The sequence below is a fragment of the Cupriavidus sp. Met-2 genome (genome assembly GCF_049843575.1).
Lineage (GTDB): Bacteria > Pseudomonadota > Gammaproteobacteria > Burkholderiales > Burkholderiaceae > Cupriavidus > Cupriavidus metallidurans.
This window is the reverse complement of the sequence record NZ_JBBHZL010000001.1, coordinates 1-13,070: the sequence shown is the minus strand read 5'-3', so window position 1 is coordinate 13,070 and position 13,070 is coordinate 1. Positions and strand designations below refer to the sequence as shown.

15 protein-coding genes are annotated in these 13,070 nt (G+C 65.3%); 4 read left to right on the top strand and 11 right to left on the bottom strand.

Annotated elements, in window-relative coordinates:
• The first annotated feature begins 25 nt into the window (after positions 1-25).
• Positions 26-832: a DUF6279 family lipoprotein gene (locus WD006_RS00075; protein ID WP_035821838.1), complete on the top strand. Its 807-nt coding sequence runs from the start codon at positions 26-28 to the stop codon at positions 830-832.
• A gap of 17 nt (positions 833-849) precedes the next feature.
• On the opposite strand, the gene ttcA is transcribed toward WD006_RS00075, so the two are convergent.
• From ttcA to WD006_RS00060, 3 genes are all read right to left on the bottom strand, one after another.
• Positions 850-1,794: a tRNA 2-thiocytidine(32) synthetase TtcA gene (gene ttcA, locus WD006_RS00070; RefSeq protein ID WP_011515091.1), complete on the bottom strand. Its 945-nt coding sequence runs from the start codon at positions 1,792-1,794 to the stop codon at positions 850-852.
• A 115-nt stretch (positions 1,795-1,909) separates the two neighbouring features.
• Positions 1,910-2,308: a dihydroneopterin aldolase gene (locus WD006_RS00065; protein ID WP_008641837.1), complete on the bottom strand. Its 399-nt coding sequence runs from the start codon at positions 2,306-2,308 to the stop codon at positions 1,910-1,912.
• Between the two features lie 21 nt (positions 2,309-2,329).
• The gene (locus WD006_RS00060) at positions 2,330-3,148 is read right to left on the bottom strand and encodes an SDR family oxidoreductase (RefSeq protein ID WP_029306781.1); all 819 of its coding nucleotides are present in this window, start codon (positions 3,146-3,148) and stop codon (positions 2,330-2,332) included.
• Between the two features lie 16 nt (positions 3,149-3,164).
• Between WD006_RS00060 and WD006_RS00055 the strand changes: the two genes are divergently transcribed.
• Complete coding sequence (locus tag WD006_RS00055; RefSeq protein ID WP_029306782.1) at positions 3,165-4,361, top strand: class I SAM-dependent methyltransferase; 1,197 nt, start codon at positions 3,165-3,167, stop codon at positions 4,359-4,361.
• Between the two features lie 25 nt (positions 4,362-4,386).
• Positions 4,387-4,581, top strand: a complete 195-nt coding sequence (locus WD006_RS00050; RefSeq protein WP_008641842.1) for a DUF2905 domain-containing protein — start codon at positions 4,387-4,389, stop codon at positions 4,579-4,581.
• Positions 4,582-4,607: 26 nt separating this feature from the next.
• Here WD006_RS00050 and WD006_RS00045 read toward each other — a convergent pair whose 3' ends face one another.
• The 4 genes from WD006_RS00045 to WD006_RS00030 all read right to left on the bottom strand — a co-directional run bounded on the left by WD006_RS00045 (position 4,608) and on the right by WD006_RS00030 (position 9,804).
• Positions 4,608-5,852, bottom strand: a complete 1,245-nt coding sequence (locus tag WD006_RS00045) for a multifunctional CCA addition/repair protein (RefSeq protein ID WP_011515088.1) — start codon at positions 5,850-5,852, stop codon at positions 4,608-4,610.
• A gap of 3 nt (positions 5,853-5,855) precedes the next feature.
• Complete coding sequence (locus WD006_RS00040; RefSeq protein WP_011515087.1) at positions 5,856-6,545, bottom strand: glutathione S-transferase family protein; 690 nt, start codon at positions 6,543-6,545, stop codon at positions 5,856-5,858.
• 168 nt (positions 6,546-6,713) lie between these two features.
• Positions 6,714-7,736, bottom strand: a complete 1,023-nt coding sequence (locus WD006_RS00035) for a complex I NDUFA9 subunit family protein (protein WP_011515086.1) — start codon at positions 7,734-7,736, stop codon at positions 6,714-6,716.
• Between the two features lie 100 nt (positions 7,737-7,836).
• Positions 7,837-9,804, bottom strand: a complete 1,968-nt coding sequence (locus WD006_RS00030) for a lytic transglycosylase domain-containing protein (RefSeq protein ID WP_011515085.1) — start codon at positions 9,802-9,804, stop codon at positions 7,837-7,839.
• 138 nt (positions 9,805-9,942) lie between these two features.
• Between WD006_RS00030 and WD006_RS00025 the strand changes: the two genes are divergently transcribed.
• The gene (locus WD006_RS00025; RefSeq protein ID WP_035821843.1) at positions 9,943-10,551 is read left to right on the top strand and encodes a 5-formyltetrahydrofolate cyclo-ligase; all 609 of its coding nucleotides are present in this window, start codon (positions 9,943-9,945) and stop codon (positions 10,549-10,551) included.
• Between the two features lie 5 nt (positions 10,552-10,556).
• Here the strand turns inward: WD006_RS00025 and WD006_RS00020 are convergent, their stop codons facing one another.
• The 4 genes from WD006_RS00020 to WD006_RS00005 are packed head-to-tail and all read right to left on the bottom strand — an operon-like array spanning position 10,557 to position 13,003.
• Positions 10,557-11,357 carry a Mut7-C RNAse domain-containing protein gene (locus WD006_RS00020; protein ID WP_011515083.1) on the bottom strand — a complete coding sequence of 267 codons (801 nt, stop codon included), beginning with the start codon at positions 11,355-11,357 and terminating at the stop codon, positions 10,557-10,559.
• 51 nt (positions 11,358-11,408) lie between these two features.
• Complete coding sequence (locus WD006_RS00015; protein WP_011515082.1) at positions 11,409-11,771, bottom strand: TfoX/Sxy family protein; 363 nt, start codon at positions 11,769-11,771, stop codon at positions 11,409-11,411.
• A 6-nt stretch (positions 11,772-11,777) separates the two neighbouring features.
• Positions 11,778-12,608 (bottom strand): methylenetetrahydrofolate reductase [NAD(P)H], encoded by an 831-nt coding sequence (gene metF / locus WD006_RS00010; RefSeq protein WP_011515081.1) that lies wholly within the window; start codon positions 12,606-12,608, stop codon positions 11,778-11,780.
• A gap of 47 nt (positions 12,609-12,655) precedes the next feature.
• On the bottom strand, positions 12,656-13,003 hold the full coding sequence (locus tag WD006_RS00005) for a phage holin family protein (RefSeq protein ID WP_011515080.1): 348 nt from the start codon (positions 13,001-13,003) through the stop codon (positions 12,656-12,658).
• Positions 13,004-13,070: the final 67 nt, after the last annotated feature.

The following is a 13,070-nucleotide window of genomic DNA, read 5'->3' as shown; positions in this document are numbered from 1 at the left end:
CGCGATACTTGGCGGTTGCAATGCCATGAAACTGGGCTACGAGCAGGGAGACCGGCTCGCCTATTGGTGGGTGGACCGCTACGTGGATGTCTCGGATGCCCAGGAGGTGCCAACGCGCGACGCCATCGCCCGATTCTTCGCGTGGCACCGGCGCTCGCAGCTTCCGGAAGTTGCCAAGGTCCTTGCGAGAGTCAAGGGCGAGGTGGCCGGACCCGTCGATATCGCGATGATCCGGCAGGCCCAGCAGGACAGCCAGCGACTGGGACGTCAGGCGTACGAGAACACGATTCCTGACCTTGCAGATTTGATGCTCACGCTATCGCCCGACCAGATCAAACGGATGGAGACGAAGTTCGCCGAGAGCAATACGAAATATCGCAAGCAGTTCCTCGGCTCCGATGCCGACGCGCGCACCGATGCCCGCTTCGACAAGATCATGGACTATACCAAGCTGGTCTATGGCAGCTTCTCGCGCGACCAGGAGAAGGCCATCCGCGACGCGATGGGGCCCTATATGCTGAACGCCGACGCCCGATACAGCGAGCGCGTGCGCCGCCAGCAGGAATGGGTGGCGCTGGCGCGCGAGATCTCGACGACGCGCCCGCCCAAGGCCCAGGCCGAGGAGATGCTGCGCCACTATGCCGACGACTGGCAGCGCCCGGCTACGGGCCAGCAGCGGAGTACCGATGCGGGGATCAACCTGACGGTGACGATCGCCAACCTGACAACGCCGGAACAGAAGGCCCACGCGGTCAAGCGCTTCCAGGGATGGATCGAGGATGTGCAGGCGTTGATGCGCGAGCCCGGGCGCTCGACGCGGGCGTCACAGTAGCCAGCCTTTGGGGGGCGTCAGGCCGACGGTTCCGAAGCTCGCTCCGGCGCCTCCTGGACCTTCTGGATCTTGTCGAAACGCACGAACTCCATCCGGTTCGCCTCGACATTGCCCGTGAAGGTCAGCGCCTGCTGCGTGAACGTGGTCTCGCCGAACAGCGATGCCTCGTCGATTTTGGCCAACCCGGTAGCCAGCCCCGTGAACGGGAACAGGTCCGTATCGGCCAGGTGCGACGGCACCACGTTGCGTAGCGCCGCGAAGATGTTGTCGATCCGGCCCGGGTTCTCGCGCTCCCATGCCTGCAGCATTTCGCTCACCTTCTTGCGCTGCAGGTTTTCCTGCGAGCCGCACAGGTTGCACGGGATGATCGGGAACGCCATGGCACGCGCATACGACGCGATGTCCTTCTCCGCGCAGTACGCCAGCGGCCGGATCACGATGTGCTGGCCGTCGTCGGTGGCCAGCTTCGGCGGCATCGCCTTCATCTTGCCGCCGAAGAACATGTTCAGGAAGAACGTGTTGACGATGTCGTCGCGGTGATGGCCCAGCGCGATCTTGTTGGCGCCCAGCTCCTTGGCCGTGCGATAGATCACGCCGCGGCGCAGGCGCGAGCACAACGAGCAGGTCGTCTTGCCCTCGGGCACCTTCTCCTTGACGATCGAGTAGGTGTCCGCCTCGACGATCACATACTCCACACCGAGTGACTTCAGGTATGCCGGCAGCACATGCTCGGGAAAGCCGGGCTGCTTCTGGTCCAGGTTCATCGCGATCAGCTTGAACTGGATCGGCGCCCGTTTCTGAAGCGCCGTCAGCACCGACAGCATCGTGTAAGAGTCCTTGCCGCCACTCATGCAGACCAGCACTGTGTCGCCGTCTTCGATCATGCCGAAGTCGCCGATGGCCTTGCCGGTCAGCGACTGCAGACGGGTTTCGAGACGATAGAAGTTAGCGGAGTGACTCATATGACATACCTGGATCAGTACGGGCGCTGAACAATGGCCCGGTTTCAACGGGCCAACATTCTACTGGAGCCCACCGCCCGGCGCTGCGCGGCCCCGCTCAGGCAGAGCGGCCAGATCAGGCTGGCTTGACGTGGAACACCTCCACGCCGACGGCATCGCAATCCGGGTAGACGTCCGGTTTTTCGGTCGACACGCGCACGGCGCGCACCTTCGGATGCTGCAGCATGGCACGCGCCACGTCGTCGCACAGCGTTTCCTGCAGGTGGATATGGCCACGCGCCATGCGCTCGGCCACGGTGTTGCGCATGAAGTCGTAGTCGACCACTTCCTCGAGCTTGTCGGCCTGCGGCGTGGTCTCGGCCAGCGACACGAACAGGTCGATATTGACGAGCACGCGCTGTTCGCCCTTCTTCTCGAATTCGTGCACGCCAATGTTGATCTGCACTTCATAGTTGCGCAGGAACATGCGACGGCAGTTTTGCAGGCTGGGATGGGAAAGGGCGGCAAAGGTCATGGCTGGCAAATCAGAAACAGCTTATTCAGTAAGGAACATCACGTCGCGGGCCAGCGGCATCAGGTGCTGGCCTCCGTCGACGTACAACGTGGTGCCGGTAACGGCGCGCGCCACGGCCAGGTAGGCCACGGCCTGCGCGATGTCTTCCGGCGTGGACGACTTGCCCAGCGGCGTCATCCCATGGGCGCGGACAAAGCCCGGGTCGGACTGGTCGCCGGACACCAGCGTGATGCCGGGCGCGACGCCCACCACCCGCAGACGCGGCGCCAGTGCCTGCGCAAGCTGCACCGTGGCAGTCTGCAGCGCGGCCTTCGACAGCGTGTACGACAGGAAATCTGGATTCAGGTTGTTCAGCTTCTGGTCGAGCAGATTGATCACAACGCCGAGCTGCCCGGTCTCGTTGCCGTCGGCGCCAAGCGCCTTGTGCATCTCACGCGCCAGCAGCAGCGGGGCCGCCACGTTGGTGCGCATGTGCGTGTCGAGCGACCCATAGGAGAAGCTCGTCGCCACGTCGTACTGGAACAGCGACGCGTTGTTGACCAGGCAGGCCGGCACGCCAAGGGCGTCGATGCAGGCGGGAATCAAACGGGCCGTGGCGGCTTCATCCGACAGGTCGGCCTGCAGCACGGCGGCGCGGCGACCGAGGCCGCGGATCTGGGTGGCCAGCGCGTCCGCTTCGTCGCGCGAGCGGTTGCAGTGAACGGCAACGTCCCAGCCTTGTGCGGCAAGTTCGAGAGCGATGGCACGACCCAGGCGGCGTGCGGCGCCGGTGACCAGCGCCACGCCGCGAGATTTGTCGCTCGAAGCCTGTGAAGTGCCCGTAGTCTGAGAATCTGGCATTGCTACAATTCGCGGTATGCAGAAAGTCGCTAGTCTACCCCTTCCCTCCGCAGATGCGCTGGACGCCTCCGCGGCCCTTTCCATCTGTATTGCCGGCGCCATCGACGCAGCGGGCGGCTGGATCGGCTTCGACCGATTCATGTCGCTGGCACTCTACGCCCCCCGGCTGGGCTACTACAGTGGCGGTGCGGCCAAGTTCGGCCGCGACGTCAACGACGGCAGCGACTTCATCACCGCCCCCGAACTGACGCCATTCTTTGCTCGCACGCTGGCACGCCAGTTCGCGCCGCTGGTCAGAATGAACCTGCCGCGCGTCATGGAATTCGGCGCGGGCACCGGCCGGCTCGCCGCCGACCTGCTGCTCGCGCTCGAAACCGAGGATGCACTGCCAGACACCTACCAGATCGTCGAACTGTCCGGTGAACTGCGCGCGCGCCAGCAGGCCACGCTGGACCAGCGGGCCCCGCATCTGGCCGGGCGCGTCACCTGGCTGGACGCCCTGCCGGACCGCTTCGAGGGTGTGGTGGTCGGCAACGAAGTGCTCGATGCGATGCCGGTGCGCCTCTACGCGCGTACTGGCGGCCGCTGGCACGAGCGTGGCGTGGTCTGCGCGAAGGATGGAAAGGCGGGCGCCGAGGCCTTCGCCTTCGAAGACCGGCCATTGGAGGACGGCGCGATCCCTGCGGTACTGCTCGGGATTCCGGGCGACCACGACATCGTCACCGAGACCCATGCCGAAGCGGAAGGATTCACCCGCGCCGTGGGCGCGCTGCTGGCGCGCGGCGCAGCGTTCTTTATCGACTATGGCTTCCCGGCGTCCGAGTACTACCATCCGCACCGTACCGGCGGCACGCTGATGTGCCATTACCGTCATCACGCCCACCCCGATCCGTTCCTCTACCCCGGACTGCAGGACATCACCGCGCACGTGAATTTCAGCGGGATCGCCCAGGCGGGCGTGGAGGCAGGCCTGCAAGTGTCCGGCTACGCCTCGCAGGCGCGCTTCCTGATGAATGCCGGCATCACGGAACTTATGATGTCGCTCGACCCGAGCGATGCCCGCGCGTTCCTGCCGCAGGCCAATGCGGTGCAGAAACTGTTGTCGGAAGCCGAGATGGGTGAGCTGTTCAAGGTCATCGCCCTCACCCGCGGCATCGACGACGCCGTGCCGCTCGACGGCTTCGCGCGCGGCGACCGCAGCTTCGCACTCTAAGTCTACTAAGGGAGCCCGGGTCGCCATGTTGCGCTGGACGTTCACCATCTTTCTATGCGTGATCGTGCTGTCAGCCTCGCTGCCGTGGCTGCAGAAGATCGGGCTGGGACGCCTGCCGGGCGATGTCCGGTTCCGGTTGTTCGGCCGCGAGTACGTGCTGCCATTCGCGTCGACGATCCTGTTGTCGCTCGCGGCGCTGGTGATCGGGAAGCTGCTGTAGGGGGCCGGCCCCCTATGTCTGGCCCCCTATTCCTCCGCCATTCCCAGCCGCTGCGCCACCGCCGCCACCCTGGCCTTGTGCACCCGGTCCTTGATCTGATCGACCTTGTCCCCGCAAGCCTTGGCAATCGCGCCGGCGTCCACGGATGCCGCCGCGTCACGCGCAGCTAGCAGGCGATCCGCCTGCGGGTAGTCCTTATCCGCAAAACCCAGGCGTCCACGCGCATCGGCCTCGCAGGCCAGCAGCGCCTCAGCGAACCGCTCCGGCTTGCGCAGCGCGTCGCAACGCTCGACCAGCCGCGTCAGTGCCGCCGCGCCGAACTCCGTGCTGCGATGGATATTGCCGTGCTCGCGCGCCACCACCAGGGCCAGCTCACGGCAATCGTTCGGCACGCGCAGGCGCTGGCAGATGGCTTCGAGCAATTTGACGCCACGTTGCTCGTGGCCGATGTGCCGGGGCAGCATGTCCTCGGGCGTGGTGCCCTTGCCGAGGTCGTGCGCCATCGCGGCGAAGCGCACCGGCAGCGATGCGCCGACGCTGGCCGCGTAGTCGATCACCATCATCACGTGCACGCCGGTATCGACTTCGGGATGATATTCCGGGCGCTGGGGCACGCCCCATAGGCGATCGAGTTCCGGCAACAGGTGGGCCAGCGCGCCGCATTCGCGCAGCACGTCGAACATGCGTGACGGCTTTGCCTCCATCAACCCGCGAGACAGTTCCTGCCAGACGCGCTCGGGCACCAGCGCATCCACCTCGCCCGCGTCGACGATCTTGCGCATCAGCGCGACGGTCTCCGGCGCCACCGTGAATTCGTGGAAGCGCGCCGCGAAACGCGCCACGCGCAGGATACGCACCGGATCCTCGGCGAAGGCGTCGGACACGTGGCGGAATTTGCGCGCGGCCAGGTCCTTCTGGCCGCCATAGGGGTCGATCACCGGGCCGACGAGGTTGTCATGCTCGTCCACCGCCTGGGCCATCGCGTTGATGGTCAGGTCGCGCCGGACGAGGTCCTCTTCCAGGGTCACGTCGGCGCCGGTATAGAAGGCAAAGCCCTTGTAGCCGACCGCGGTCTTGCGTTCGGTCCGCGCCAGCGCGTACTCGGCCTTGGTGTGCGGATGGAGGAAAACGGGGAAATCCTTGCCCACCGGCTTGAAGCCGGCGGCCTCCATGTCCGCGGGCGTGGCGCCCACCACCACGTAGTCACGGTCCTGGCTCGGCTTTCCGAGCAACTGGTCGCGGACGGCGCCGCCCACTGCGTACACCTGCATGAATCAACCCGAAACGATGATCGCGTCCGGACGATCCGGCTCGGTGCGATACGGTTCATCGGCCGGGACAAAGTCCCGTTCCTCGCGTGCCGCCGCCGCCCATTCCTGCATCGCGGGCAGCGCCAGCACGAAGTCCGCGTACGCCTTGGCGGATTCGGGCAGATGCACGCCGTAGGTGGCAAAGCGGCTGACTATCGGCGCGTAGAACGCGTCGGCAATCGTAAAGCTGCCGAACAGGAACGGACCTTCGGACGCGTAGCGCGTGCGCAGATCGGTCCAGATCGACGCGATGCGGTCGATGTCACGCTGCACGGCGACGTTCCAGCCCAGCCCCGGCAGCATTGCCGTCACGTTCATCGGCATCTGGCTGCGCAGGTTGCCAAACCCGGAATGCATCTCGGCGCAGATCGAACGCGCCAGCGCGCGCGCGGCGGCGTCCTTCGGCCACAGGGCCTTCTCCGGAAAGCGTTCGGCGACATATTCGCTGATCGACAGCGAATCCCATACGGTCACGTCGCCATCGATCAGCGCCGGCACCTTGCCAGCCGGCGAATAACGCGCGATCTCGGCCGCGAACTCCTTTGTGAACAGACGTACCGCGATTTCCTCGAAGGCAATGCCGGCGTGGCGCAGCAACAGCCACGGGCGCAGCGACCAGGAAGAGTAGTTCTTGTTGCCGATGACGAGCTTCATCGCAGATCCTTGGGGCGAGGGTCGAAAAGGTTTTCGGGCGGTGAACGTGCGGAAAGCGACGCGCGCGCCCCGAACCGGTCATTCTATCGACCTCGCGGGGCGCGTTCCAAGCGAATTACGCTCGCAAGCGTGTGAGCCACAATCACATCGATCGCGCGCGAGCCCCGGTTATCGATGCACGCTGCCCCGCATGAACTGCAGCGCGCTGTCGCGATTGCGGCCGGACAGCACGTCGGTCATCACGACTTCCAGGCTGACCGGGCGCACGCCAAGCTCGGCCGCCATCGGGTGCGCCAGCACGTTGTCCAGCCGCATCGAGTCGAGATTGTCGCGCGACAGCACCGTGCCACCGGGCACGTGTTCGAGCACGGCCGCCTGCATCCGCGCGAGCGCGTCGGGTAGCGCGATGACGGGACGGGGATGCCCCGACGCGCGGCCGGCAAAGCGGACGAGTTCCTCGAGCGTGTAGACCTGCGGACCGCCAAGCTCGTAGACCTGCCCGATCGTTTCGGGATGGACCATCGCATTGACGAAGGCCTGCACCACGTCCAGCACGAACACCGGCTGGAACCGCGCATGGGCGCACGCCAGCGGCACCACCGGCGCCATCTGCTGCAACTGGGCGAACAGGTTCAGGAAATGGTCGTCGGGACCGAATACGACAGACGGACGGAAGATCGTCCAGTCGAGCCCGCTTTCGCGCACGATCCGCCCGCCATCGCCCTTGCTGCGCAGATACATCGACGGTCCTTGTGGATCGGCGCCGAGCGCGCTCATATGAAGCAGCCTGCGAACGCCAGTGCGCTTGCAGGACTCGACGACCTGGCGCGGCAGATCGACATGCGCGGCGGCGAACTGCGGCCCATACGGGTCGCCACGCTCGCCATGCAGGACGCCGACCAGATTGACGACGATACCGTCGACGCCAAGCGAGCCGATGGCGTCGTCGAGCACTGCGTCGTCGGCCAGGCCAAGCTCGATCACTTCGACGCGCGGCAGCAGCAGCAGGTGCTGGGCGTGCTCGACATTGCGCGTGCCGACGATAATGCGTTCGGGCGCGATGGGACTATCGGGATGGGAAGCCGGATCGAGCGGCGCGCCAGAGGCGGTGGCTGCGCCGGCAAGGCGGGAAATCAGGTGGCTGCCGATAAAACCGGCGCCCCCGATGACAAGAACATTGCTGGTCTGCATGGTGGGCTCCGTGACGAACACGTTACGCAGGCATCGATGCGCGCGTCCGTGGCCACGGGGCCCACCGCCTCCGTCTGAGTGCGAGAGTGCCTCGTCAGGCTCAGGGGAGGCTGGTCGTCGTAACCGCTGACGGCGCGACCATTCCCAGACGGTCTTTCAGGGACTGGGGCCGGCCACTCATTAAAGCAGCATAGTACGTGGCGTTCGAAAGCACATTCTTCACGTAGTTCCGCGTCTCGGTGAACGGGATCGTCTCTGCAAAGATCGCGCCTTCCACCGGTCGCGACAGGCTGGTACGCCACGCCTTGGGCCGTCCCGGACCGGCGTTGTAGCCGGCGGACGCCAGCGTCCAGGAGCTGTCCAGATCGGTCAGCACCATGCTCATGTAGTTGGTGCCGAGCATGATGTTGATGTTGGGGTCTCCCATCATCGACGGCGAGAAATCGGTCATGCCGATCTTGCGCGCGACGTACTTGGCCGTGGCCGGCATCACCTGCATCAGGCCATGCGCGCCCGCCGACGAACGCGCATTCATGATGAAGCGCGATTCCTGACGGATCAGGCCATAGGCCCATGCCATGTCGAGGCCGACATCGTCCGTGGCACGCTGCATGATGTCCCGGTACGGCATCGGGAAGCGCTGCGTGAAATCGTGCTCGGCCTTGGTGCGGTCGGACGTGTTGACGGTACGGTCGAGCAGTTCGATCTTGCGCGCGTACTCGGCCGCGGCCAGCAGGTCACGATCGTTCATGCCGCGCAGTTCCCAGTTCCACTCGCGGTTGCCTTCGAAGCGCAGGTTCAGGTCATAGAACTTCTTGGCGCGCGTGAAGCCGGCGCGCGAGCGCATCGCCATCGCCTCGGCATCGCTGACCGTGGTCCGCGTCGGAATCGTGATGCGGTTGCCCAGTTCCTCGCTGGCCAGCTGGCCATAGAAATTGAACTGGCCGGCGATCGACTGGAACTGCTGCTGGGCATCGCTGCCACGGCCATCGGCCTTGAGCGCGCGCGCGTACCAGTACGTCCATGCCGGATCCTTGGCACGCAGTTCGGGACGCATCGATTCGATGGACTGGCGCACCTGCTTCCAGTCGCCCTGACGCAACGCGGCCCGCACGCGCCATTCCTGCGACTCATCGGACAGCCACTGGTTACCGCCCAGGTCCATTTGGCGACGGTAGTAGCCGGCAGCCTCCGGCATCAGCTTCTTGGCCGCGAACTGGCCAATCACGCCCCAGGCCGCACCCTGCTCGTCGCGCGACAGGTTGCCCGAGATCGTGCCCATGTAGGCGGCGGCCTGCGAGGGATCATTACGTGCCATCTTGACCACGGTGGCCAGCGAATCGCCATCCACGCGCGCATCGGGCAACGCTGCGGCGATCTTGCCGGCCAGCGTCGTGTAGTTCTGCTCCAGCGCCTGGCGTGCCTGGAAAGCCACGTCGCCGCGCTGGATCTGCTGGCTCTGCGCCATGTAGCTGATCAGGTCGACACAGCCGTCGCCGTAGTAGCGCGGATCGACCAGCATCGCACGCGCATCGGCGGCCACGTTCTGGCCCTTGAGCGCGCGCGACAGCAGCGCGTAGCACTCCACCTGCGTATCGTCCTTCAGCACGAACTGCGGATACTGGACATCGAAGTTGGCCCAGTCGCGCTTCTTGCCCAGCACCAGCAGCCAGTCATTGCGCATCCGGTCGGCAATCGCCTCGCCCTGGTAGCGTTGCAGGAACGCGCTGATCTCGGCATCCGGCGTATCGATCAGGGGCTGGCCGCTCGAGTCGAACATCTGCGACTTGATGCGGAAGTATTCGACGTACGACGGAATCGGATAGTCGACCAGCGTGGCCGAGATGGCCGCGGCGCGGTCCGCGTCATTCTTGCGGGCGGCCTCGCGCAGCGCGACGAAGGCATCGTCCGGGTCCGACGGAATCGTCAGGGCGGCCGGTTGCTGCTGTACCGCTTTCTGGGGCGTCGCCGTACGTTTCTGCGCGTAGACTGGGGTAGCCAGCAGCGCACCTGCGAACGCAAGCCAGGCGAAGCGCCCGGCACGGCGCAGATATACTCCCTTCGGCATTCTTGGTATTCCTTGTTGGGTGCGCGCCTGTCACGCGACAGGCACGCAGGATTCGTGATTCGTACCACCGGCGCGCATCTTCATTTGCGCGTCCAGCATTGTTTTCAAATGTCTGTTCGATGGCCATTATTGCACGCCATGCCGCCAAACCAAGCACCGGACAACGGGCCGGACAGCCTTTATTTCACGGCCCCTGAGGACCGTCGCGCCCTGCGCCGCCGGCTGCTCGCGCTGCGCGCCGCGCTACCCGATCGAGAGACGGCGGATGCACAGATCGCGGCAGCGCTCGCGCCACTGCTCGAACGTCTCGGCGTGCAACGACTGGGGTTCTACTGGCCGATCCAGCAGGAATTCGACGCACGCGACACCGTGGCCCGATGGCTGGCCGCCATGCCCGGCCGCGTGGCCGCCCTGCCCGTCGTGAGCCGGGCCGCCGCACCGCTCGATTTCCATGCCTGGACGCCAGACACAACAATGCGCGTCGGCCAGTACGGCATTCCGGTGCCCGATGGCACCGGCGCCGTGACGCCCGACGCGCTGCTCATTCCATGTGTCGGATTCAGCGCCAATAAGTTCCGCCTCGGATACGGCGGCGGCTTCTACGACCGCACGCTGGCGGCCATGGCTGCCGCGAACGCCACGCCGATAGCGATCGGGATCGGCTTTGCCGCGTGCGAGGCGCCGCTGCAGGCAGCGTCACATGACCTGCCGATGGACTGGCTGGTCACGGAACTAGGGGCGCGCTAGCTATTTCAACCAGGGCCACCTGAGCTACCTGAGCTACCAGAACCATCTGGGGCCACCTGGTCGGCCTGGGCGCTCATCAGCTCCTCCACCAGCGTCCGCATCTTGCGCCAGTGCGATCCTTCCCAGAACACGCGGTGGCAATGCGGGCAGGTGACGAAATGCTCGTGGCGCTCGAACACCCCTTCCGGCACGCGCCCATCCACATCGGTCTTGCCAATACGACGCAGGGGCACGTTGCAATCGAGGCAGAGCGAGAATGGCCTGGCGCTGCGAGCCAGGTCCAGTCTGGAAAAGATCTCCCTGACCTGCAATGACGACCGGATCGCCCGCACGTAGCAGCCGTGGGTGATGCCGCGGCGCTTGAGCAGTTCGCGGTCGCGGGTCAGTACGATGCGCTTTTCGTCCGAGGCGATGCGGGCGATCTCGCAATCTTCAAAGTGGTTGTCGTAGAGCGTATCGAAGCCGGTCATGCGCAGCAGATGCGCCAGGCCGCCGAGATGGGCGTCCGCCACGAAGCGGATTTCGCGCAGCGGTTGCTCGCGGACACGTAGCAGCGGCGCGATATCGAACGATTCGAATTTTGGATAGACCGCGATGCGGTCGCCGTCGCACACGATGCGCTCGAACGGCGACGACTCGCCGTTGACGAGAATCAGCTCCACCTCGGTATGCGGCACGCCCAGCGCTTCGATCATGTGCTTGACCGTGGCGGCGCGCGCGCAGGGGCACGACAGATCCCGGCGACGTTGTGCCGGCGCCAGGAAGTCGTTCAGTTCCTCGTAGAAACGGAATGTGGCGGTGACCATGCCGCCGAGTATGACACCAACGGCCACGCCAGTGACCAAGTGGCCAGGTCGTCAGCGTGCGTTGCCCAGACGCAACGCGGCTTCCACGGCCATGCGCGCCCACGGTGTCATCGCTGCGGGCGATTCCAGGCATGCGGCTGGCAGGCTCAGGTAGTGACGCATCGTCACCTCGCGGCGCGCGGACTGATACCGGAACGGCTCGCTGCCCTCGGCCTCGAAGCGCGCCAGCGTGACGTCATCGGCCTTCAGGAAACACTGGCCGTCACTGATGAGCGCGAACATCAGGCCATCGTAGAACAGGCCATGCCCGCCGAACATCCGCTTGGCCGCGATGGCCCCGATGTTGGCCGCCAGCGGCGTCATCAGCTCGAGCAGGTGCTCGACGAATGGGTCCGGGCGGCGCGCGGCGGGCATCGGGGATTACAGCTTCAGGCGCTGCCAGATCGCCTTGGTCGCGCCGGCGGCGTTGAGCGTGTAGAAGTGCAGGCCCGGCACGCCCGCTTCGAGCAGGCGCGTGCACAGGTCGGTCACCACGTCCAGGCCGAAGGCGCGGATTGCTTCCTTGTCATCGCCGAACGACTCGAGCCGCTTGGCCACCCAGCGCGGCACTTCGGCGCCGCACATCTCGGAAAAGCGCATCAGCTGAGAGTAGTTCGTGATCGGCATGATGCCGGGCACGATCGGCACTTCCACGCCCATCGCGCGCACGTCGTCGACGAAGCGGAAGTACGCATCGGCGTTGAAGAAGTACTGCGTGATCGCCGAGTCCGCGCCGGCCTTGACCTTGCGCACGAAGTTTTCCAGGTCGTGACGCGGCGAACGGGCCTGCGGGTGGTACTCGGGATAGGCGGCCACTTCGATGTTGAACCAGTCACCGGTTTCCGCGCGGATGAACTCGACGAGTTCGTTGGCATAGCGGAACTCGCCGATCTCGCCCATGCCCGACGGCATATCGCCGCGCAGGGCCACGATGTGGCGGATGCCGCCATCGCGATAGGTCTGGAGAATCTGCCGGATGCTGTCGCGCGTGGAGCCCACGCAGGACAAGTGCGGCGCGGCCTCGATACCTTCGCGCTGGATCTCCAGCACGGCATCGAGCGTGCCCTGCTGCGTGGTACCGCCGGCGCCGAACGTCACCGAGATGTACTTGGGCTGCAGCGGCGCAAGCTGCGCGCGCGTATTGCGCAGTTTCTCCGCGCCCTCCGCCGTCTTGGGCGGGAAGAATTCGAAGCTGAAGTAACGATCAGTCATGGTTGGCACGCCGCCGTGGCGGCGCCCAGAAAAAGAGTCTCAACGCGTCAGTTGCGCTCGCCCAGCAGCACGCTGGCCAGGATCCACGCAATCACGCTGTACAAGATCGAGCCAAGCAGCGCCGGACCAAAACCGTCCACGACGAATCCCTGCAGCAGGTTGCCCACGAACAGGAACAGCAGCGCGTTGATGACGAAGATGAACAGGCCCAGCGTCAGCAGCGTGACCGGAAGCGTCAGGATGACGAGGATCGGTCGAATCAGCGCATTGACGAGGCCCAGCACCAGCGCGGCAATCATGGCGGAGCCGAAGCTGCCAAGATGGACCCCGCTGATCAGGTAGCCCACCAGGAACAGCGCTGCGGCATTGATGATCCATACGGCCAACAGTCTCATTGCAACTCCTTTGTTTTTGGTTGGATGACACTAATTGTGCACGGTCTTGATGACGCCGTGTCGCACG

Excerpts from the sequence above, each read along its gene's own strand:
- WD006_RS00075 (WP_035821838.1), top strand. The coding sequence starts at position 26 with ATGAAACTGGGCTACGAGCAGGGAGACCGGCTCGCCTATTGGTGGGTG.
- WD006_RS00025 (WP_035821843.1), top strand. The coding sequence starts at position 9,943 with ATGCCGCCAAACCAAGCACCGGACAACGGGCCGGACAGCCTTTATTTC.
- WD006_RS00045 (WP_011515088.1), bottom strand. The coding sequence starts at position 5,852 with ATGCAGGTGTACGCAGTGGGCGGCGCCGTCCGCGACCAGTTGCTCGGA.
- WD006_RS00065 (WP_008641837.1), bottom strand. The coding sequence starts at position 2,308 with ATGACCTTTGCCGCCCTTTCCCATCCCAGCCTGCAAAACTGCCGTCGC.
- WD006_RS00035 (WP_011515086.1), bottom strand. The coding sequence starts at position 7,736 with ATGCAGACCAGCAATGTTCTTGTCATCGGGGGCGCCGGTTTTATCGGC.
- metF (WP_011515081.1), bottom strand. The coding sequence starts at position 12,608 with ATGACTGATCGTTACTTCAGCTTCGAATTCTTCCCGCCCAAGACGGCG.
- WD006_RS00040 (WP_011515087.1), bottom strand. The coding sequence starts at position 6,545 with ATGAAGCTCGTCATCGGCAACAAGAACTACTCTTCCTGGTCGCTGCGC.
- ttcA (WP_011515091.1), bottom strand. The coding sequence starts at position 1,794 with ATGAGTCACTCCGCTAACTTCTATCGTCTCGAAACCCGTCTGCAGTCG.
- WD006_RS00020 (WP_011515083.1), bottom strand. The coding sequence starts at position 11,357 with ATGGTCACCGCCACATTCCGTTTCTACGAGGAACTGAACGACTTCCTG.
- WD006_RS00050 (WP_008641842.1), top strand. The coding sequence starts at position 4,387 with ATGTTGCGCTGGACGTTCACCATCTTTCTATGCGTGATCGTGCTGTCA.
- WD006_RS00060 (WP_029306781.1), bottom strand. The coding sequence starts at position 3,148 with ATGCCAGATTCTCAGACTACGGGCACTTCACAGGCTTCGAGCGACAAA.
- WD006_RS00030 (WP_011515085.1), bottom strand. The coding sequence starts at position 9,804 with ATGCCGAAGGGAGTATATCTGCGCCGTGCCGGGCGCTTCGCCTGGCTT.
- WD006_RS00005 (WP_011515080.1), bottom strand. The coding sequence starts at position 13,003 with ATGAGACTGTTGGCCGTATGGATCATCAATGCCGCAGCGCTGTTCCTG.
- WD006_RS00055 (WP_029306782.1), top strand. The coding sequence starts at position 3,165 with ATGCAGAAAGTCGCTAGTCTACCCCTTCCCTCCGCAGATGCGCTGGAC.
- WD006_RS00015 (WP_011515082.1), bottom strand. The coding sequence starts at position 11,771 with ATGCCCGCCGCGCGCCGCCCGGACCCATTCGTCGAGCACCTGCTCGAG.